Origin of the sequence: Kordiimonas sp. (assembly GCF_965216265.1) — a bacterium.
GTDB lineage: Bacteria > Pseudomonadota > Alphaproteobacteria > Sphingomonadales > Kordiimonadaceae > Kordiimonas.
The window spans coordinates 1,759,000-1,779,228 of sequence record NZ_OZ244153.1; the positions used below are offsets into that span (position 1 = coordinate 1,759,000).

14 protein-coding genes are annotated in these 20,229 nt (G+C 51.1%); 6 read left to right on the forward strand and 8 right to left on the reverse strand.

Annotated features, from left to right (window positions below; all coding sequences use genetic code 11):
* Positions 1–116 precede the first annotated feature (116 nt).
* From ACOOGA_RS08005 to ACOOGA_RS08015, 3 genes are read left to right on the forward strand one after another with little or no spacing between them, the layout of a single operon-like run.
* Positions 117–1,415, forward strand: a complete 1,299-nt coding sequence (locus tag ACOOGA_RS08005; protein WP_420430361.1) for an alpha/beta hydrolase — start codon at positions 117–119, stop codon at positions 1,413–1,415.
* A gap of 13 nt (positions 1,416–1,428) precedes the next feature.
* On the forward strand, positions 1,429–1,995 hold the full coding sequence (locus tag ACOOGA_RS08010) for a cytochrome b (protein WP_420430363.1): 567 nt from the start codon (positions 1,429–1,431) through the stop codon (positions 1,993–1,995).
* Positions 1,992–2,462 carry a hypothetical protein gene (locus tag ACOOGA_RS08015; protein WP_420430365.1) on the forward strand — a complete coding sequence of 157 codons (471 nt, stop codon included), beginning with the start codon at positions 1,992–1,994 and terminating at the stop codon, positions 2,460–2,462. The genes ACOOGA_RS08010 and ACOOGA_RS08015 overlap by 4 nt, the downstream gene beginning before the upstream one ends.
* Positions 2,463–2,479: 17 nt before the next feature.
* Here ACOOGA_RS08015 and ACOOGA_RS08020 read toward each other — a convergent pair whose 3' ends face one another.
* The 6 genes from ACOOGA_RS08020 to ACOOGA_RS08045 form a co-directional block, all read right to left on the reverse strand.
* Positions 2,480–3,127 carry a YbhB/YbcL family Raf kinase inhibitor-like protein gene (locus ACOOGA_RS08020; protein ID WP_420430367.1) on the reverse strand — a complete coding sequence of 216 codons (648 nt, stop codon included), beginning with the start codon at positions 3,125–3,127 and terminating at the stop codon, positions 2,480–2,482.
* A complete protein-coding gene (locus ACOOGA_RS08025) occupies positions 3,076–6,186 on the reverse strand; it encodes an efflux RND transporter permease subunit (RefSeq protein ID WP_420430369.1) in 3,111 nt (1,036 codons plus the stop codon). Before ACOOGA_RS08025 ends, ACOOGA_RS08020 begins: the two co-directional genes overlap by 52 nt.
* A gap of 38 nt (positions 6,187–6,224) precedes the next feature.
* Positions 6,225–7,370, reverse strand: a complete 1,146-nt coding sequence (locus tag ACOOGA_RS08030) for an efflux RND transporter periplasmic adaptor subunit (protein WP_420430371.1) — start codon at positions 7,368–7,370, stop codon at positions 6,225–6,227.
* A gap of 164 nt (positions 7,371–7,534) precedes the next feature.
* Positions 7,535–9,763, reverse strand: a complete 2,229-nt coding sequence (locus ACOOGA_RS08035; protein ID WP_420430373.1) for a TonB-dependent receptor — start codon at positions 9,761–9,763, stop codon at positions 7,535–7,537.
* 246 nt (positions 9,764–10,009) lie between these two features.
* Positions 10,010–11,347, reverse strand: a complete 1,338-nt coding sequence (locus ACOOGA_RS08040) for an alginate export family protein (protein ID WP_420430375.1) — start codon at positions 11,345–11,347, stop codon at positions 10,010–10,012.
* A gap of 60 nt (positions 11,348–11,407) precedes the next feature.
* Positions 11,408–12,010: a hypothetical protein gene (locus ACOOGA_RS08045; RefSeq protein ID WP_420430377.1), complete on the reverse strand. Its 603-nt coding sequence runs from the start codon at positions 12,008–12,010 to the stop codon at positions 11,408–11,410.
* A gap of 245 nt (positions 12,011–12,255) precedes the next feature.
* Here ACOOGA_RS08045 and ACOOGA_RS08050 point away from each other — a divergent pair, with 245 nt between their 5' ends.
* Entirely contained in the window at positions 12,256–14,634 is a 2,379-nt protein-coding gene (locus ACOOGA_RS08050) for a TonB-dependent receptor (protein ID WP_420430379.1), read from the forward strand.
* A 184-nt stretch (positions 14,635–14,818) separates the two neighbouring features.
* Here the strand turns inward: ACOOGA_RS08050 and ACOOGA_RS08055 are convergent, their stop codons facing one another.
* Positions 14,819–15,007 carry a transposase gene (locus tag ACOOGA_RS08055; RefSeq protein WP_420430381.1) on the reverse strand — a complete coding sequence of 63 codons (189 nt, stop codon included), beginning with the start codon at positions 15,005–15,007 and terminating at the stop codon, positions 14,819–14,821.
* 83 nt (positions 15,008–15,090) lie between these two features.
* Here ACOOGA_RS08055 and ACOOGA_RS08060 point away from each other — a divergent pair.
* A protein-coding gene (locus ACOOGA_RS08060) for an IS3 family transposase (RefSeq protein ID WP_417460440.1) occupies positions 15,091–16,190 on the forward strand; the annotation gives its coding sequence in 2 pieces (ribosomal slippage) (positions 15,091–15,352 and positions 15,352–16,190; 1,101 coding nt in all).
* 178 nt (positions 16,191–16,368) lie between these two features.
* Here ACOOGA_RS08060 and ACOOGA_RS08065 read toward each other — a convergent pair.
* Entirely contained in the window at positions 16,369–17,559 is a 1,191-nt protein-coding gene (locus tag ACOOGA_RS08065) for an NAD(P)/FAD-dependent oxidoreductase (protein ID WP_420430383.1), read from the reverse strand.
* 242 nt (positions 17,560–17,801) lie between these two features.
* Here ACOOGA_RS08065 and ACOOGA_RS08070 point away from each other — a divergent pair, with 242 nt between their 5' ends.
* A complete protein-coding gene (locus tag ACOOGA_RS08070) occupies positions 17,802–20,099 on the forward strand; it encodes a methyl-accepting chemotaxis protein (RefSeq protein WP_420430385.1) in 2,298 nt (765 codons plus the stop codon).
* Positions 20,100–20,229 lie beyond the last annotated feature (130 nt).

Genomic DNA, 20,229 nt, shown 5'->3' on the forward strand with positions numbered 1-20,229 from the left:
AAAGGGCAGGCATCGATCAGCTCTGCCAATTGGTGAAAAATAATCCACTTCACGTAAAACCAGATCACGCTCTGGCTGTTTTCAGCAAGCCTTCAGGTTAGGAGGGCTATGAAGCTATGACTTTCGAAAACAACTGGCGGAGGAAGAACATGTATTTAAAAGTAAACGGAAATCGTGCAGCAAGGCTGTTGCGAACTTTGGCTGTTGGTATAACCGTCGGCCTTGGGCTATTCCCTAGCTCGATATCACAAGCGAGCGATGAAATGCGCTTGAAGGTTGAAGATCCGCGCCTGGCCCAGGATGCAGAACGCCGCTTCTCAGGTTGGGTACACAAAGGTGCGGATGAGCAAGAGCTAGACCAAGTATACCGCAGCGTATCAAAACTGTTCGGCTCTGGCCCAAATTCATGGGTGTATGAAAACAGTAAATTTGGTAAAAAGCACGAGGAAACAGCCAATCGCCTACTGTCTCAAGGCGACGTTGCTGGCGCAGCAGAAGAGCTAAAGATCGCAGCGACTTTCTATGGCATTGCCCGCTTTCCTTTTCTACACAATCAAGCAACCATTGACGCCTACAAGAAGCATGACGAATTGTATCTCGCTTCTCTGAGATTAAAGGGAATTCCTGTTCAGGAAATCAATATCCCTTTCGAAGGCAAAGAACTAGACGTTCACCTGTTTACATCTTCGGTAGTGCCGCCCAAATCACCGGGGCCGGCGGTTGTTGTCTCAGGGGGCATTGATTCCTGGAAAAGCGAAATGTGGCCAACTGTGGAAGCAATGCTTGCAGAAGGCCTAGTCGTTCTAACAATGGACATGCCTGGCACGGGCACCAGTGACTGGCGGCTCTCGGCAGACGCCGAAAAAGTCTATAGCGCCGCTGTCGACTACCTGAAGTCTCGTCCGGATGTAAATCCCGACCAGATTGGTGTAAACCTGCGCAGTTATGCTGGTTATTTTGCCGTAAAACTTGCACTCTTGGACCCTGATGTAAAAGCAGCTGTCAACTTTGGGGGGCCGATACAGGAAGCATATGGCGAGAACAACCTATTGAGGTTGCCAAATTACATGCTTTCCACAGTCGGCGCAGGATTTGGAATGACGCGAAAAGAGTTTGTTGACAATCCAGAAAAAGCGCGCGCCGAAATGAAGGCTCATACCCAAAAAACAACGTTTGAGGCGCTCGGCTTGCTCAAGCCGTTCCCTGACCAAGCCGCGCTATTATCCATCAACGGCGACAACGACATGCTTGTGCCAGTTGAAGATATTTATGTGCTGTCCAAAGCTGGCATTCGTCAGGAAATCTGGATCTATCCTGGCGGGGGGCATACCGGCGGTAAATACCGTGCCGAGAATATTCCAGCCGCTGCCAAATGGCTAAAAATGCAGCTGACAAGTGATCGCCCATTTAGATAGTGGGATATAGAAAATGCAGATTGCAAACAACTTTCAGCAATATGGGCTGATATCGCAAGTTTTGCATTGGAGCATGGCGGGCTTAATGCTCGCCATGCTCGCTACAGGGCTGTATATGACCAACATGCCAAACGGGGCCTTGCGAGACCTTGTTTACATGATGCACAAGACCACCGGCCTCACGCTATTACTATTAGCGGTATTACGCCTTGTGTGGACCAGGCACAATCCCCGTCCAGATATCGCGAGTTCCGTGACAGGGTGGCAGCGAAAAGTTGCGCGCCTAGTTCACAAAGTGCTCTTCTTCCTGATTTTCGCAATACCTGTTACAGGTATTGGAATGAACTTTTTCAGGGGTGCTGTGCTGGAATTTATTGTACCGCTCAATAGCCCCAGCGAGCCATTTCTTCCTCTAATGTATTTCTTTGGTGCTCTGCATAAGTTCGTGTTCCCGGTGCTTTTGGCGACCCTCGTTTCCATACATATAGCAGGTCTTCTTAAACACCTCTGGATCGATGGTGACAAACTTGCGATTAGGCGCATGTTTGGCTCCATTGATACAAACAGGGGAAAAGAATGATGTGGTATTTTCTTCTTATTCTGTCGGCGAGCGCACTTGCTGGACGTCACATTTTCCGTAAGGAAGGGGGGGTTGCAGCTATGGTTACAACCCTCACCTGTTGCCTGCTCTTTACAGCGATGGCACCGCTTGTGTTAGGTCTTTCCACAGGCATGAAGCTAGTTGACAAACCTACCCAAATCACAGGGTTTGTGGCTGCCGTAGAAGCTGTCGACATTATAGCGCCGACATTAGAAGTAACCATTGATACGGGTTCAAGAAGCTGGAGTGAGGTTGAAGGACAGCTCACCACAGGTGAAGATTCATACAGCTTCCTACGTCTATCCAGCGCCGACCCAAACCTGTCAGACAAGCTAAAAGCGCTGCACGGAGAAAAAGCAACCCTGACCTTCCAGCCTTGGATCGTTCAGCCGTTCAGGCATGGACTGACCTCACTCCAGATTCTGGATATATCAAAAGCCGAATGATACCATACCCAAGGTAATTATCGGCTGTAAGTACCCGTTAGCGTACCTTTGGCAATGATATGGCCTGCCATTTTCTCCAGTAATTCGCCTTTACTTATGGCTTCTGTAGGCAAAGCCAACTTGGTATCAAGCGCATAGATTATGTAATAATATGTATGCTCCCCAAACGGCGGGCACGGCCCGTAATAGCCAACGACACCGCCCGTTTTATCCCCTTGATATATCCCGTTTTCCAGCAGCCGGTCTTTCCTTAACCCCTGCGGTAACGCACGCCAATCTGCAGGTATATTAGCTACGGTCCAATGCACAATCTCGAACAACGGGATACTTGGAGACGGCGCATCATAATCCGTCGCTATGAGAGCAAAAGACTGAGTGGCTGCCGGAGCGCCATCCCACCTCAACGGCGGTGCAGTATCTGCACCCTCACAGGTGTGTTCATCAGGTATTCTGCTTGCATTCTCAAAGGCAACACTGGTTAGTGAAATGATGTCCGGGGCATCAGCACCGACCTCAGTTTCCGGGCTGCCACTGCATGCCATCAGGGCAATACTCAAGCCAGCAACTGATATTGTAGAAGAAAGTCGCATTCTTGCCATCCGCCAGCCCCTCCTTATCGGCTTGTTTTGTGGGTGAAAAGGGTAGCCCAAAGCTGCGCTAAACATGCCCGCAGTTTGTGCAAACCAATAAGCAATGCTGGGGTTAGAAGAAGGATTGCCCAGATCGAAAAGAAGCTGCCAAAGCTAAGCGCAATCGCCAGCGGGATTATAAATTGAGCCTGTGTTGACACCTCAAAAAGTATGGGGATTAGCCCTATTGAAGTCGTGAGCGATGTCAGCATGATTGGACGAAAGCGATCCATAGCAGCTGTGCGGATCGCATCGTAAGGCGTCTGGCCCCCGATTATATTTTCTCTGGCTCTCATGGTTAAAACCAAAGATCCATTAATCACTAAGCCAGAAAGTGCGATAAACCCAAATGTGCTGATAACATTGATGGAGTAGCCCATCAGAATGTGTCCGAAAATTGCAAACGCGATACAGAACGGAATAACCGACAAGACGATCAGGGCCTGAAGATAAGAGCGAAATAAGCCCGCAAGTGCGGCAAATATTGCACCAAAACACATCAGGGTACCGCCGAGAATTGTGGTGTTTGTTTCGTCCTCCATTTCGGCTTCACCGCCATAAGACCACTTTAAGCCAGGCATTGCCTGCAATAGCTTCGGCATAACATTTTCAGCGACCTCCTTGCGGATCAGGCTCACGTTGGCTTCTTGTCGGTTGATATTGCCTGCTACAGTGACAATGCGACGATTGTCACGCCGGGTGATACGCGTATAAGCATTCCCATACGAAGGTTCCGCAACGCTCATTAACGGCACCTCTGTGCCATCAGGACTAAGAATCGTCATCTTCCCCAGGCTGTGCAGGGACATGCGGTCGGCCCCCGCCCGCCTGAGCCGCACACGAATTTCGTCACCATACCGTATCTGCCGAATACTCTCGTTTCCGAAATATGCATCCCGCAACTGCTGGCCAATATCGGCAGCGGACAATCCCAACCTGTCGGCAAGCGGTGTCGTTCGAAACGAGATTTGCGGTTTTCCAGGTGTCAGACCGTTGTCGATGTCCTCCACACCTTGAAGCCGACTGATGGCGCTGGCCACCTTCAGAGCCGCATCCTCCAAGACCTTTGGATCAACATGCGAAAGTTGAATTTCCAGTTCTTTGTTACCCCCGGGACCAACTTCAAAGTCATAAAATACATTCATTGGGCCAGCCATCAGGCCAACCTCACGGCGCCACCGTGAAACAAAGTCGGCTGCTGCAAAGGGTCGATGATCCTGCCCAACAAGAATCACAGTAACCGACCCAATGTTTCCGGTTCCCTCTTTGATGCGTCGAGCGGCATAGTGCACACCGCCAAGTTCAGACAGAGCGCGCCCGGCCGCTTCATCTATATGGTTCAAGCTGTCTTCCAATACATAGAACGGGCTGCCGGCTGGCATTTCAAACTCGACTTCTATGCGCGTGCTCTCCACCTTCGGGGCAAAGTTTGTATCGATCCGGCCAGTGGCTACCCACGCAAATATAAAGGCCAGAAACCCCACAAATATAAGCAGTGTATTCAGCGGATTTCGCATACTAAGCAGAAGAAAATACCTGTACGGTCCGGTTTTCAGTGCCAGAAAGCCCACCGCAACATGAGCCCTTATCCTCGCCAAAGGATGTACTACGGTTGCAAGTAAACTGCCTTCTTTCAGCGCACGAAATTGGCGAATTTCGCCCTTCATTCCCATTAAATGGGCGGGGAGAATAAATATCGCCTCAATAAAGGAAACGATGAAGATAGCAAATACCAGCATTGCCATTGGTTTAAGCATTTGTCCAATTTCGCCCGGTAAGAACATCGAAGGCAGAAAGGCCATAATGTTGGTACCCACTGCGAACGTTACCGGAACCAGCATTTCTTCAACGCCGTCCATGACGCTTTCCTGAACAGGCTTACCTGCTTGCAGGTGGCGATAAATATTCTCACCCACAATAACAGCGTCATCAACGACAATGCCCAAAGTGATTATAAAGGCGAAAAGAGTAACCATATTCAGGGGTACTGCCGCTGCCGGCATAAAGGTCACTGCGCCCAGAAAAACAACCGGGATAGAAGCGCTTACCCAAAAAGCAAGCCGGATTTCCATAAATAGAGCCAGAGCGACAACCACGAGCAATAGTCCCATGGCTCCGTTTTCATATAGCAGCCCAATCCTGTCCCGAAACGAATCCGCCTGACTATCCAGCACATTGATATACATCCCGGTGGGTAAGCTTTTCTGACGCTCTGACACGTAGCTATAAACCTGCTCGGAAAGTTCCAGAATGCGACCTTTTTCACTTTGGAAAACCACTAATTCATAACCACGTTGGTTATCAAAGGTCAGTATCCGATCTGTATCCTCAAAGCCTTCGGAAACCTTTGCAATGTCGGATAAACTCACCAATCCAGCTGGGGACGCCACCGCACTCAGCTCGCTAAATCTCTCCGCTTTGTCACGTTTTCCAAGAATCCTTAGAAGGGTTTCTCCATCTGATCCGCGAATAGCGCCCGCAGGAACGTCTTGGGCGGTATTCGCCACCGAATCTGCAAGTTCTGCGAGGGTAAGGCCTCGTGCCCTTAGCTCAGCGGCAGGGACTTCAATAAGAATCTCGGGCCGTCTGGCACCGACAATATCAACGCGCGTTATGTCCGGGATTGTCAGGAGGTCTGCCTGTATATCTTTTGCAACCATGTACAGCGTTTGTTCATCAACGTTGCCGTACAGCGCCAAAGCCACGATATCTTCAATATCTTCGGCCAGCCGTACTTCCGGACGCTCTGCGCCTATTGGGAATGTCCTGATCCGATCTACAGCTATCTTGATATCCTGCAGCGCAACATTCGGGTTTGCGCCCTCCGCCAGTTCGGCAAGCACATGCCCATAGCCTTCTTCAGCTGTGGCTACCATCTTTCGGATGCTGCTGATGCCCTGCAGGTTGCTTTCGATCCCCAGCAGGATACTTTCTTCTACTTCCTCAGGACTCGCACCTGGATACTCGACGGAGACCTCAACTTTATTCAAGGTAAAAGAGGCCTGCGCTTCTTGTTCCACAATCTGCAGGGCAAAATAACCACCCGCCAAAAGAGCAACCATCAACATGTTGGCTGCAATTGCGTTTTGCGCCATCCAGCCTGCCAGCCTGCTTATGGCACTTCTCTGGGCCGTCATTGCGTGTGCTCCAGGATGATAAGCGGTGCACCCTCTTTGGCTTGGCCTAATGGGCTTGTCACAAGCCGATCACCAGGCTGAATATCACCTTTTACATAACTATGAGTTGTGTCCTGCCAAACCGTGGTGACTGGCAGTAGCTTCAGTCTATCGCCAGTCGTTGCCAGCATTAAATGCCCATCCAGAGAAAGAGTCGCAGAAGGCACAGCGTATATATTATGTAGCTTCCCCGCGCTGATCCTCGCTCGAACAAAATCGCCCACCCGAATGAGGCCTTTGCCAGACTTAACACTGATGTCCAAGGCTGTTTTCTCAACAGGTATAGAAACCAATACCTGTGGGCTATGTACCCTGGTGCTCAGTACCGGCAGAAGGGAGATTATTGACCCAGTGGCAAGGATATCATTACCGCTCGTTATTACCTCTACAGGCATACCGGCCTGCACTTGCTGTATGTCTTGTTCCTGCAGCGCAAGCCGTAAATACAAAGTGCCGCTGTCAATCAACGTTACTGCAACAGTCCCCGCTGCCAACAGTTGTCCTTTTGTGACCGTTTTTTCTGAAACATACCCTGTAAATGGGACTCGAACTGCCGTACGGGCCAGATCTTCCTTTGCCATGTGCAAATCTGCTGTGGCTTGCGCCAGGCGCGCTTTTGCCCTGTCCAGCTGCGGTACTCTCAGCACCAACTGCCTGTCAGACTTTGAAAGGGTTTGCATTTGCTCAAGTTGCTGCAGTTCGCGCCGCGCTATCTGCTGCTGGCCTTCTTCCAACTGCACGTCAGCGCGCGCGATCACAACAGCGTTCTCTGCACGAGTAACGGCACTTCTGTACGTTGTCTCATCTACGGAAAAAAGCACCGTGCCAGCAGCAAAGACCGCCCCTTCCTCCAACTGGGGGTGCACATATGTTACACGGCCACTCACTTCAGGGGCCAGCTGTACCGAACGGGCCAGCTCAATGGTGCCATATGCCTCTATCATCCTAGGCACCGACTGTTGAACCAGTGACGCAACGGTCACCGGCACGCCTTTTTCTATAGCCACAACCGAAGCTGGCGTTGGGGCAGTCACAAACAGAAAGCTTACTGATGCAACTATGGTCAGCACCAGAACAATGGTTGTTAAAGAAAAACGGGGCATAGTATCGTCCAGCGCTGCGAAAAATGTACGGAATGTACACATTTATTTCCGTAGAGAATGAACGCTGCTGCTTAAATGAAACTGAAAAAGTAGCGGGCATTGAGCCCGCTACTTTATAGGCGCCATGGGCGACTACTCTGGGGGAATACTCGTTCTACTTTATACTAGAAATTCACCGCAACGCTGATGCCATATTCTCGCGGCGGGTGATACGTAACGGTACGCTGCTCATACAGTCCCACCACTGGCCCAATGCCGCTTTGTTCCACCTTATTGGTAAGGTTTCTGCCCCACACAGAAACTTCAAAGCGATCATCTAGGTCAGCCCAAGTCAAACGAGCGTCAACCTTGCCTACACCAGGCCTACGATTTTGCTTAAAGAAAGTAGACCCGTCGTCAACCATAAGACCATCAAGAATTGTGCCTCTATTCCTGTAATCAACACGCAGGCGAAGATCACCTTTGTCTTCAAAAAGCGGGATATCCACAGTACCAGACAGAGCAATTGTCCACTCTGGAACTTCCGCAAGCTTCATCCCGATAAACTCGGCGTTTGGGTGTTGCTTCATTTCAGAATCAATATACCCGAACGCACCGCTCAACGAGAAAATGCTGTTCGGCCGCAGAAGAAAGTCGATTTCCACGCCACGAATATCAGCCTCACCCGCGTTATCAACAATGGAGGTGCCTGACGGCAAAAAGTCCGGCACCTGAATATCGTCATAGCTCATGAGAAAAGTTGTAGCATTGACAATAAAGCGCCTGTCAGCAGAGGACGCGCGCACGCCTGCCTCAATGTTAGTTAGCTTCTCTTTGTCGAAGCTGGTCATCAAGGCCTCGGCGTTTACAGGCTCGCCGTTAAATCCGCCAGAAAGGTAGCCCTGACTGATGGTTGCATACACCATCACGTCATCAGTGATATTGTAGTCAAGCGAAGCCCTGCCCGTAAAAGCGCTCCATTTATCAGACGCGGATCCTGCAACGGTTGGCAATGAATCAGGTTCAATAAAGACATCAGCCGCAAAGCCAGTTGCAGTATGATCAACGGTAAAGTCTTTTTTGTCCCGGCTATAACGCCCCCCAAGGGTTAACCGCAAAGTGTCTGTCAGGTCGATAGCTGTTTCACCAAACACACCGTAAGCATTCGTCGTATTATATTCGTCAAAAACCTGATCCGTACCAAGAGCGTCTCCCAGGTTTGGCAATGCATACAGCGCCTCTTTGTGTTCCAGACGGTTCGAATCCTCGTTCAGGTAAAACAACCCGATAGTCCAGAACAAGCCGTCTGCTGAAGGCGAATTGTCGAACCTTAATTCCTGGTTGAATACATCTGAATCGTTGCTGGAATTCTGCACAACAAGCCGTGATCTTGTACCGAACAAGTCGTTCCGGATATCATCGTCGCCGTGCCTGTAAGCTGTGATCGACTTCAGGCTAAAGCCACCAAATTCCCAATAGATATCTGCTGATACGCCGTAAATTTCGCGCTCATAGAATGTGTCCTCATTATTGCTGGCTTCATAGGGATCAAGCGAGTCGTCCAGCAACGGGAAATCCGTGATGGGCTCAATAAAAAAGGGGAGGCTTGGATCATAAGAACGACGGGGACGCGGCGATCCGTGATCGTCTTTACTATAGTGCGCTCGAAGATGCACAGAGAATTGATCTGAAGGGTCGACTAGAAACTGCAAACGTCCGGAGAATGTCTGTCGCGTATCCAGGTCTTCACCGCTTATCGCATCATCCGTATAGCCATCGCTTTCATCATAATAAAGACTCAATCGCGCTGAAATTTTATCGCTGATTCCGCCGTTTATGTAACCCTCAGCCTTCAGACGGTTGAGATTTCCATACCCGACCTTCAGTGAACCCGATGGCTCCTGCGTCGGCTTCTTGGAAATGAAATGAACAATGCCACCCGTAGCGTTCCGTCCATAGGTTGTGCCCTGCGGCCCGCGTAGAACCTCCACACGTTCCATGTCATAAAATGCGGACGCATACATAAAGGACCGTGAAATAACTTCACCGTCAATCAAGACGCTTACGCTGGTATCGGTTGCCGGGCCTTCTGACCCGCCGGCTACGCCCCTGATTGAAAGCGTTTGCTCAGACGGGTTGTTAATCGCTGAACCCGCACCAGGTATCATCGCAACGATATCAAGAATATCGTCCGCGCCGGTTTCCTTCAAAGTTAGCGAATCTAGAGCCGTAACGGACAGCGGTACATCTTGCAGGTTTTCTGTGCGTTTTTGTGCCGTAACAATAATTTCTTCAAACATAATAGTTGAATTGTCATCGTCCTGTGCCTTCACCGACTGGCCAAAACAGCCTACCATTAACATAACGGCTATTGATGGCTGGGCCACATAGTGCTTTTTAGAATACTTTGACATGGTTTCCCTTCCTCCCTGATTTCCCTTAGTTCCCCAGAGCCCGGTCCGCCATCTGTATTTACAGGGCTTGCAAGCTCTTTCTTGATTCTACATCCCGATTTCCAGGGCTCTCAATGGGTTCCGCATGAAAGGGCTAAAAGTTTCCCAAAGACGTTTTAAGTCAGCTTAAATCTGCAAATTACGAGGAAAAGTTACGGTTTTTCGCGGTCACCGGCCCATTCATGCTGCGTGAAATGGACGCCCCATCTAGATCGCAAAACGCATCTCCATGCCGATTGCAAATCCATCAGATCGGTCACCGCCAAATGCAGCACCCGGATTTACGTACGCCACGTTGGCTTCCAGGGACAGACCGAAGGCAAGCTTAACACCAACGGTTACATCAATCTCTGACGCTAGTTTCTTGTTCAGCCCATTGGGCTGTCCGTTCCAGCTCCAGCCTGGCTGGCTTGTTGCTAGCTTATCCTGCCAAAACAAATGATAAAGCAAGGAGACAGACCAGGCCTTTCCAGGAAAATGGCGTGCCATAAGAGTAACCGCATGAATGTTAGCTACCTCTGCGCGGAGCGCTTCCCCCAGAAGGCGGTACTTTGGCCCTGCCCCCCAAAAGCTGTTATTTCGCTGCAACCCGGTTTGACGATAAAGGCCGTCAGTTTCATCGGTCGGGTCGCTATCGCCAGAGCCCCAAATATAGGCAACACCTAACTCCGTTCTCGTGGGCAAGGCTAAATCATATATGGCGCGTATTTCTGTTGACCATGCGGAGCGACTACCCTGCAAGGTTTCACCCCGTAGATGCGTTACTTCAAGCCAGTGCTGCAATTGGGGCAAGGCTCTGCCATAACTACGAAGCGCATAATATGTTCGGTCGTCCGCAGTTAACGATCTATCATTCAATAGCAGAATAAGAGCACCAATATTTACCGTACCAAAAAGGCGTTTTTCGGCCTTTGTTATAATATCTGTTGATCTGGTGCTCGCATCGCCATGAAGGATATCCGCCCTAAGGTCACCACGGGAAAAAATACCGAAATCAAGCTGATAGGACTGTGAGGCATACGACATAAGGGCACCGTCATATTGCGCCCGAAGGATGGCCTCGCGCTTATCCTGAATCGTCATCCGGCCGAATCGAAGCGACAGACCTTCCATACCAGCATCATGTATATTCACCCGGGCATTTTCCAGAATGACCTCGCTGCGAGCGCCGCCGCTATCCTTCAGGCCAACTTTCTCCTTCAATTCAACAGAAAAATACAAGTCACTGTTGCGGGTAAGGGGTGCAGCCAGCCCAAATTCAACACGAACGGGTATATCTGCTTGATCAAACGAACTCTCTCCGGTCAGATCACGGTTAAAACGCGAAAAGGGAAACGCCTTTAACTGTCCGCCCCACTGAATACGCCCCAAGCCGACGTTCTCACGCCGCTCTTTACGTAAAACCGGCAAGAAGTCCAGTGCTTGCTTTTCCGCAATATTGAGAGGTTCTAGATTAGCTGGGCTATTGTCTGCAGCGTACACTGAAACTGTTGATAATAACGCCGACAACAGAGTGGAAACAGCTCTGGAATATGCCACATGCATTGTTCAACCTCGCATTCATCGAGTGCAGTCAGGCAACGGTGCAAAGAAGCGACAGACGTTTCAAAGTCCAGATCGACGGATAAAATTTTGCCTGGAGATGAAAAGGGCGCAAAGTGGGAAAGCTGCCATAATGACATGAACAACTTCCGCCAGAATATGTGGCGCAGCGAGCTCAGGGATAAACGGCGTCCCCACCCAAAACGGTGCGTAATACCCCGCCATCAGAACCATTGAAATTACCCACGTCTGCGGCGTTCGCCATTTTTCCGGGCCGAAAAAAACAGCTAGCAAAATAAGGACTGCGGCCATGTCGCCGAAAGCCTCGCGAAACGCGTGATACCAAGCGTGGGTTGCGGCTTCATCACCGCCACCAATCAACAGATAGGCCGGGTCCCCAACATGGCTAATGGTTTTTGCCCAACTGAGAGTACCAACCAACATGCCAATAGCCAGCAATCCTCGACCCATCATTAGTCGGTTCATATTCTTGTCCTTATATCGCCTGTCGAACTCGGGTGTTATTGCGGACCCTAGGTTTCCTTTCTGAAACAAACCTGAACCTCTAAAGATGGATCGACGTTGCAAGAGGGAGCGGGGCGTTTTGTTACAGCCGCTGTAGGTCGCTCCAGCTTCCATGTAGGTCCTTGGTTCGGGCATCGCCATCTCTGGTTTAGGACGCTATACGCTTCTTCAAATGCCAGACGCGGCACTCGTACCCGTTGAAAATGCTAGGAAAAACAGGACCTTGCAGCCACTACAAAGGTGTCACCTCTCCAAAACCCGGAAGTCTGGTGGTTACCCCTGGAGTTTATCCAAAGTTGGAACAGGTTTTTCGCGAATAATTTTGGAGGACGATCACACACTGCACCGTTGAGCCAACAATAGTATTTGGCAAAACAGGAAAAATTATGTCCTTCTTTAAAATACTCGTAGCGACTGCGTCACTTATAACTGCGCTCTCATCAATCGCCAGTGCGCAGGAAAGCCGCGTAACTGGCCGCATCATAAATACAGAAACAAAACGCCCCACAGCCGGCGCCGTTGTCACGGTGACCGACAGACAGGAAAATGTCATCGCAACCTCAGTTGCCGATGAGCAAGGCAATTTCCATATTGGAATAAACCATACTGGCTCTGTCTCACTGACGGTAACGGCAGACAGCTTTCAATCCGCACGTGAACACAATGTTCAACTGTTTGAAGATAAAGGTGTTATTGTTGATTTCGCCTTGCGACCCACAAACGACATCGAAGAAATTAATGTTATCGGTAACTCCATCACAACTTCACGGCAAGGGTCTATCACTAGCCGCATTTTAAGCCGCGAAGAAATCCGCCGAGCCCCTGGAACCGCTGGGGATATTTTCAGGGGCCTGAATGCTCTGCCCGGGGTGGTTGCAACAGGCGCCTATTCAAGCTTCGCGGTTCGAGGTCGAGGCCCCAGGGATAATATCATCCTTGTCGATGATATTCCGTTTGGGCGCACCACGCACTTTGACAACGCGATCGGGGAAGAAGACGAAGTGGCCAATGGCGGACGCTACTCCATTTTTGGACAGAATGTTGTTGGACAGGCAGAGTTCAAGCCCGGTGGCTGGGAAGCTGCATACGGGGGTGCGAATGGGTCACTACTGAAGTTGCAACTGGCCGAAGGCAACAGAGACACCCCCTTCATCAGCGGAAAGGTCGACCTTGCTGGCGGTGAGTTTCTCTATGATGGCCCCAGTGGATTTCATGAGAACACAAGCATGCTGGTATCCATGCGATATTACGACTTTGGCCCCCTGCTAGATCTAATTGACAGCAAGGATGTTGGCCGCCCAGTTATGGGGGATTTTCTTTTTAAATCTGTTACCCGTATCGACCCAGATACTAAACTCAAGGTCATGGGCCTATACACACCGGAGAAAAACACACGGGACATCAGCCATGTCTTGGCCGCTGAAGAATCCCCTGATTATATGTTATTTGAGAGCAAACAAAGCGCTGGCGCGCTGGGCGCAACACTCGAAAAACTGGTCGGTGATACCGGCGAATGGCGCAACACGCTGTATTACCGGTTTGGCGACGAAAATACATATCAAGGAGAAGCCTTCCCAGATCTCAGTGACACTCCAACCGTGGCTGAAAGCATTATGCAAGAGGAACGCATTCTTTCCCTAAAGGAGAACGAGAAAGAGTTCGGATGGCGCAGCGACTATTCCCAGGATAATCGCTTTGGCCGCTTTCAGGCCGGGCTGCGCCTCACACACCTGTCCACTGACTATCGTCAAAGCCTGAGCAGGGACTATGCACAGTTTGTGTATGATAGCGATGATTACCGTCCATCTGCAGGCCAAAACTATATTTTGCTGACACCCGAGTTATATGATTCTGCATTCAATCACAACGGTATCCGGGCCGCAGCCTATCTCGACCAGTCTTTTGACTTCGACACGCTTACGATCACACCAGGCGTCCGAGTTGAGTATGACGACTTGTTGTCGAAGACCATGGTCTCACCGCGATTGCAACTGGACTGGCAAGTCAATGAACGTGCCCGCCTCAGTATAACCAGTGGCTTCTACTATCAACCACCCAGTTTGCTTGAAATCGCTGCCCATCCAGAAAACCAAAACCTAGAGCACGAGAGAATAATACAAGCTAGTGTCGGGCTGGGCTATTATCTGGGCAACAATTATTCGATGCAGATTGAAACCTACTACCAGGATATGAATAAGCTCATTCCAGATGGGGACCGAGTGACCGGTATCCTATCCAACAGCGGCAAGGGTTGGTCTGCTGGTTTTGATTGGATCGTGAGGAAAGACTTTTCCAACCGCTGGTCGGCCTCAGCTCGGTACAGCTATAATAAAACCAGGATCGATGATGGCGATGGCAACGGGTATCATCCTTCAAAATTTCACAGACCTCACTTGGGTAACGTCACCATCAATTATGAACTGAACGATAATTGGTCGTTTGGACTCCAATATCAGATGGCTTCAGGCCGACCGAGTGAAGCCTATATTATCCATGAAAATGTAATCCCAGAGGCAGGCCTACTGCGCTATTCACGCGAGATTACAGACCCATATTTTGGACGTCATTCCTCTTTTTCCACCCTTAATTTTCGGATGGATTACCAAACCCAGATTGGCGGCGTTCGCATGAAGGCCTTCATTGATATCGTTAATGCGTTGAACAGAAGCAATATTGACGAAATCCACTTTAGCGACATTGATGGCACTATTGAAAGTGAGGGGATGGGCATTATTCCGCAATTTGGTGTCTCATTTGAATTTTAATGTTCTAGCGGGCGGCGGCAGCCGTTGTCGCCCGCTCTTCGCCTAGGGTCTGGACTCAATTGCACCGGCATTTGATCGCTAAAAGAAATAGCAGATTGAGGAACCCCTTTTTAACCCAGCCGCTGCGCGGCAAACCTTAATGATTGAGCCATCAATGAAGACAAGGGCACGTTGGGCTCTTGTATCAGGCATGGAATATACCCTTCCAGACACCTCTCCCACGCCACCGGACGTAACAATTATAAACCGTAGTCGATGGCCCATACCGTTCGGACAGATCACACCATGGTGCGCCCGTTCGTAAAATATAGAAAAGGCCGTTCAGAATGACCCTGTCACCGCGCCAGACTGCACCACGACCATTCCTTGGCAAGAGCAGCTCAACGGTAATACCCCCAATAAATAGTGGTACTCAAAAGTAGAATTTTCTCGTAACCAACACGCAGGAGATTTCACATGAAGACATCACGTTATTCGGACAGCCAGATCATCAGCATATTGAAGCAGGCGGAGGCTGGTACGCCGGTACCTGAACTGTGCCGGGAGCACGGCATGAGCAGCGCCTGCTTTTACCGTTGGCGTGCAAAATATGGAGGCATGGACGCCTCGCTGATGAACCGGATGAAAGAACTGGAGGCGGAGAACGCTCGGCTGAAGAAGATGTATGCCGATGTGCAGCTTCAGAATGATGTCATCAAGGAAGCCATGGCAAAAAAGTGGTAAAGCCGTCCCGACGTCGCGAGATGGCCAGAGTTGCTGTCTGCAAGGGTCGGCTGAGCATCAGGGCGGCGTGCAGCGCCTTTTCGATCAGCGAGACATGCTACCGGTATGAACCGAAGCTCTCGGATGAGAATGCTGAGATAGCTGACTGGCTTGTCGGCATAACCGGTCGTCAGCGCAACTGGGGTTTCAAGCTGTGCTTCCTGTATCTGCGCAATGTGAAAGGCTATGGCTGGAACCATAAACGTGTGTACCGGATCTATCGGGAACTGGAACTGAACCTGCGGATCAAGCCGAAGAAGCGCCTGTATCGGGAAAAGCCTGAGCCTCTTGCCGTGCCCGAGGCGATCAATGATGTCTGGAGTATGGACTTCATGCATGACCAGTTGTCGGATGGTCGCAGCTTCAGGGCCTTCAATGTGATTGACGACTATAATCGGGAAGCCTTGGGCATCGAGATCGACTTCTCCTTGCCCGCAGCGCGTGTCATCAGGGCCTTGGACCAGATCATTGAATGGCGGGGGGCTCCCTTGGCTATTCGCTGTGACAACGGTCCCGAGTATGTCGGGCATCAACTGGCCGAGTGGGCCTCAAGGCGCGGGATCGGATTGCAGTTCATCCAGCCAGGCAAGCCTCAACAAAATGCCTACGTTGAGCGCTTCAACCGAACGGTCCGCCATGACTGGTTGAACCAATATATCTTCGCGACAATTGCAGAGGTGCAAGCTGCTGCAACGGCGTGGCTCTGGACTTATAACCATGAGCGTCCCAATATGGCGCTCGGCGGCATCACGCCAAAACAAAAACTGGCCATGGGCATGCCCATGGCCGCTTAAAGTATTCTACTTTTGAAGCCCTCTATTATTGGGGGTATTACCCAACGGCCGCCAATTTTTCATCTGTCAGATCAAATCGTGCCATTCAAGGCACTTTTCCTCAAAACAGATAAGAAAATCATGATAGTAAATTGGGTTCAGACCCTAACAATTTTCAAACTTTATTGTTTCTAAACAGTCAAAGATATTGCGCGGCGGCCCAGCCGCTGGCCCAAGCCCACTGGAAGTTATACCCCCCAAGCCAGCCGGTCACATCCACACATTCCCCAATGAAATAAAGGCCCGGTTGCACCTTGACTTCCAGCGTTTTGGAGCTTAGTTCGTCTGTATTGATGCCGCCGCGTGTCACCTCGGCTTTTGCAAAACCTTCGGTGCCTGAAGGGATTACCTGCCAGTGTGTCAGCCGGTCAGCTACGTCCTGCAACACGGCGTTGGAGAAGGAAGCCATCACGCCGGGCCAGGATTCTGCGATGGCGTCGGCAAGGCGCGCGGGCAGCTTCTCCGCCAAAACCGACTTGAGCGCGGCTTTTGGTCTGCTCTCCCGAGCAGTTTTGAGCCACCCCGCCACATCCTCGTCATCAGGTAGCAGGTTGATCACCACAGGCACCCCCTCATCCCAATAACTGGATATCTGCAGGATAGCGGGGCCAGAAAGCCCACGGTGCGTAAACAACAGGCTTTCACGGAAGGTGGTTTTGCCAATACTCACCCGCGACATGGCGGCCACACCCGCAAGCGGCTTCATGAATGCGAGATCCGCATCAGTAAAGGTGAAAGGCACAAGCGCCGGCACCGGCGTATTGAGCCCAATACCAAATTGGTGGGCTATATCATAAGCGAAGCCTGTGGCGCCCATTTTGGGGATCGACAGGCCACCGGTCGCAATCACCAGCTTTTTGGTGCTCACCTGGCCAGAGGTGGTGGAGAGGTGATAGCGTTCTTCACCAAATTTAACTGAGGTCACACTCACGCCGCACCGCACTTCCGCGCCCGCTGTTTTGCATTCTTCCAACAGCACCTCAAGGATGCGCTTGGCACCCTGGTCGCAAAACAGCTGCCCCAGTGTTTTTTCATGCCACGAAACATCGTGGCGCGCCAATACATCCATAAAATCCCACGGGGTATAACGGCTGAGCGCAGATTTGGCGAAATGGGGATTGTTACTGATGTAAGCGCTGGCCACGGCGTCCTGATTGGTGAAGTTGCAGCGCCCGCCGCCTGAAATCAGGATTTTGGCCCCAGGCTTTTTGTTATGCTCAAGAAGCAGAACAGATAGCCCCCGCGCGCCCGCTGTGATTGCACACATCAAGCCCGCAGCACCTCCGCCGACAATAACCACATCAACGTTTTCTTGAACTATATCAACCAATGCGCGACCCTTCACACCCATATGCAGCAGAAAGCTGCAAGGAACGCGTTATTTATAGAACGATTTGGTTGATCACAAGAAATCTAACGTTACTATCGCTGTTGGGGGAGGTGACGCCGTAAAAAAGTCACCATAAAATCCGCAAGCCTTTAAGATTCGTTAACCGTAATGTGCAATCTATTGAGCAGGTTAGCTTGAAACCTTAAGAGCTGAGTTCGCGAAATCACAAGGGGCACTCCACAATGGCGGCGCTTGACAGTATCCTGCAAAACAAATTTTTTAGCATTCGTAATCTTTTGCTGGCGGTAACCGCCACGCTGATGGCCATCGTTATCACGCTTACGTATCTGCGGATGGACGATGCGCTGGAAAACAGCGCGCGGGCAGAACGGTCAATGGAGATCAACCAGGCCATTGACGGCATTCTCCAGCTTAAGCTCGCCCTTAGCGGGGAACGCAGCGCAACTTATGCAGGATACGGTTATAAAGGCCCTGCTGACGGGTTTCTGACTAACATGATCAGCAGCAACCGCCGGGTTGTTGAAAACGCCTATGAGGACGTGGCCGCAAGGCTCGACGAGCTTCCCGAATTTGATGGGGAAGACTTCAACCCTGAAATTTACGGCAGCGTTGTTGCGAAGTTTGAGGAAGCGAAACAGAAGTTCCGTGACGCTTACGATGAATACGAATCAAAACTTTCCCAGATTGACCAAGACCTGGACGCGATGTCTGATGCCCGCGAACTGCGCAGCCGCGATGCCACCAAAGGAATGAACAGCCTTATCGAAGCGGCGCTCAATGTTCGGTATGCGCTGGAGGAAAATTACGATTTTGGTGACGACCGCATTTTGCTGGTGATCAGGCTGAAGCATCAGCTTTGGCAAATGATCGAATATGCAACACTCGAATCTGCAATCCTCGGTGAAAACGTGGCTTCCGGCGAAGAGATTTCCTCCGTGAAGCTATCGCTTGGTGCACTGTATGTTGGCCGTGTGCAAGCCGCCTGGGACCAAGTGCAGGCAATCGCCCATTCTGGTTCTGTTGTAAACGAGAAAACCACACCCGAGGAACGCGCTGCACAGCTTGCAGCCATTCAGGCTGAGTTTTTTGACGAATTCGCGAATACCCGCTTTGAGCTTTATGACTTGTCTGCCGACCCATCCATGGATGATGAAGGCAACCTGTATGTTGACTACGGGATGACAGCGACTGAGTGGCTGCAAGAAGCAGCAAAAGCCACCGCACCCGTGAACAGCATGGCGGATTATGCCGGTGCCCTCTCAAAGGAACTGAACGAAGCAGCGGTGAGCAGTGCGACGGGCAATGTGACCATTGCTGTCGTGCTGATGGTCTTTGTAGTGGCTATCGGCGGCGTGGCATTCTGGGTTGTGATGTTCAAGGTGGTTCGCCCTGTGAACGCCCTGTCTGACACCATGATGGTGCTGGCGCAAGGCAAGCTCGAGGTGACGGTGCCATACACCGAAGGCGGCGATGAAGTCTCTGACATGGCGCGCTCTGTTCAGGTCTTTAAAGAGAACGCCGTTGAGCGGCAGAAACTCGAAGTTGAGCAGCGTGAACGCGAAGAGAAAGAACGCGTGCGGGCTGAAGAAGACGAGCGCCGCAAGCGTGAGGAAGAGGAAGCAACCCGCCGCCGCGAGCAGGAACGCGAAGAAAAAGCTCGTGAAGACCGCCGAGCAGCCATGCTCGACCTCGCAGACAAGTTCGAAGCTTCCGTTATGGCTGTGGTGCAGGGTGTTTCCAACTCGGCAGCAGAGATGGAAGGTGCTGCGCGCGGCATGGCCGAAACAGCGGACGACACATCCAAAAAATCTGAAGTAGTGGCAAACGCAGCTCAACAAGCCAGTTCCAACGCTCAAATGGTGGCCAGTGCCGCCGAAGAACTTTCTGCTTCTGTACGCGAGATCACCGGCCAGACCAACCAGTCTTCGGCTTCGGCACGTGACGCGGTGAACCGCACCGAGAACGCAGGCAAGGATGTTGCCGAGCTTGTGGACGCCGCACAAAAGATTGGCGATGTGGTCAAGCTTATCAATGATATTGCGGAACAGACCAACCTGCTTGCGCTGAACGCCACGATTGAGGCCGCACGTGCAGGCGACGCTGGTAAGGGCTTTGCCGTTGTGGCAAGCGAGGTGAAATCACTCGCGAACCAAACGGCGAAAGCAACGCAGGAAATCAGCGCGCAGGTTGAAGGCATGCAGCATGCCACCAGTCTGGCAGTACGTGCGATGGACGAAATCAAAGGCATCATTGGTGCGATCGAGTCCACTTCCGTATCCATCGCATCTGCAGTTGAAGAACAGGACGCCTCCACGCAGGAGATCGCCCGGAACGTATCCGAGGTTTCCACTGGCACAGAGGAAGTGACGTCCAACATTCACGCAGTGAACCAGGGCGCAACATCGACGGGCTCTGCGGCTACTGAGGTGCTGTCTGCAGCACAACTGCTGACACAACAGTCAGATGAGCTTCGCAGCCAAGTGGAAAACTTCCTTCGTACCATTCGCGAGGAAGAATAAAGGCATAAGCCTGAGGGCTGCGGCAACGGCGCAGCCTTCCAAATTACCTGCCGAATGATCACAGAAAAGGGCCCTCGCCAGGGCCCTTTTTTTACGTGCCTACACAGGGACGCATGATGGGGGTTATTGG

Coding starts and splice junctions, on each gene's coding strand:
- ACOOGA_RS08005 (WP_420430361.1), top strand. CDS start 117: ATGACTTTCGAAAACAACTGGCGGAGGAAGAACATGTATTTAAAAGTA.
- ACOOGA_RS08010 (WP_420430363.1), top strand. CDS start 1,429: ATGCAGATTGCAAACAACTTTCAGCAATATGGGCTGATATCGCAAGTT.
- ACOOGA_RS08015 (WP_420430365.1), top strand. CDS start 1,992: ATGATGTGGTATTTTCTTCTTATTCTGTCGGCGAGCGCACTTGCTGGA.
- ACOOGA_RS08020 (WP_420430367.1), bottom strand. CDS start 3,127: ATGTTTAGCGCAGCTTTGGGCTACCCTTTTCACCCACAAAACAAGCCG.
- ACOOGA_RS08025 (WP_420430369.1), bottom strand. CDS start 6,186: ATGGCGCAAAACGCAATTGCAGCCAACATGTTGATGGTTGCTCTTTTG.
- ACOOGA_RS08030 (WP_420430371.1), bottom strand. CDS start 7,370: ATGCCCCGTTTTTCTTTAACAACCATTGTTCTGGTGCTGACCATAGTT.
- ACOOGA_RS08035 (WP_420430373.1), bottom strand. CDS start 9,763: ATGTCAAAGTATTCTAAAAAGCACTATGTGGCCCAGCCATCAATAGCC.
- ACOOGA_RS08040 (WP_420430375.1), bottom strand. CDS start 11,347: ATGCATGTGGCATATTCCAGAGCTGTTTCCACTCTGTTGTCGGCGTTA.
- ACOOGA_RS08045 (WP_420430377.1), bottom strand. CDS start 12,010: ATGGCGATGCCCGAACCAAGGACCTACATGGAAGCTGGAGCGACCTAC.
- ACOOGA_RS08050 (WP_420430379.1), top strand. CDS start 12,256: ATGTCCTTCTTTAAAATACTCGTAGCGACTGCGTCACTTATAACTGCG.
- ACOOGA_RS08070 (WP_420430385.1), top strand. CDS start 17,802: ATGGCGGCGCTTGACAGTATCCTGCAAAACAAATTTTTTAGCATTCGT.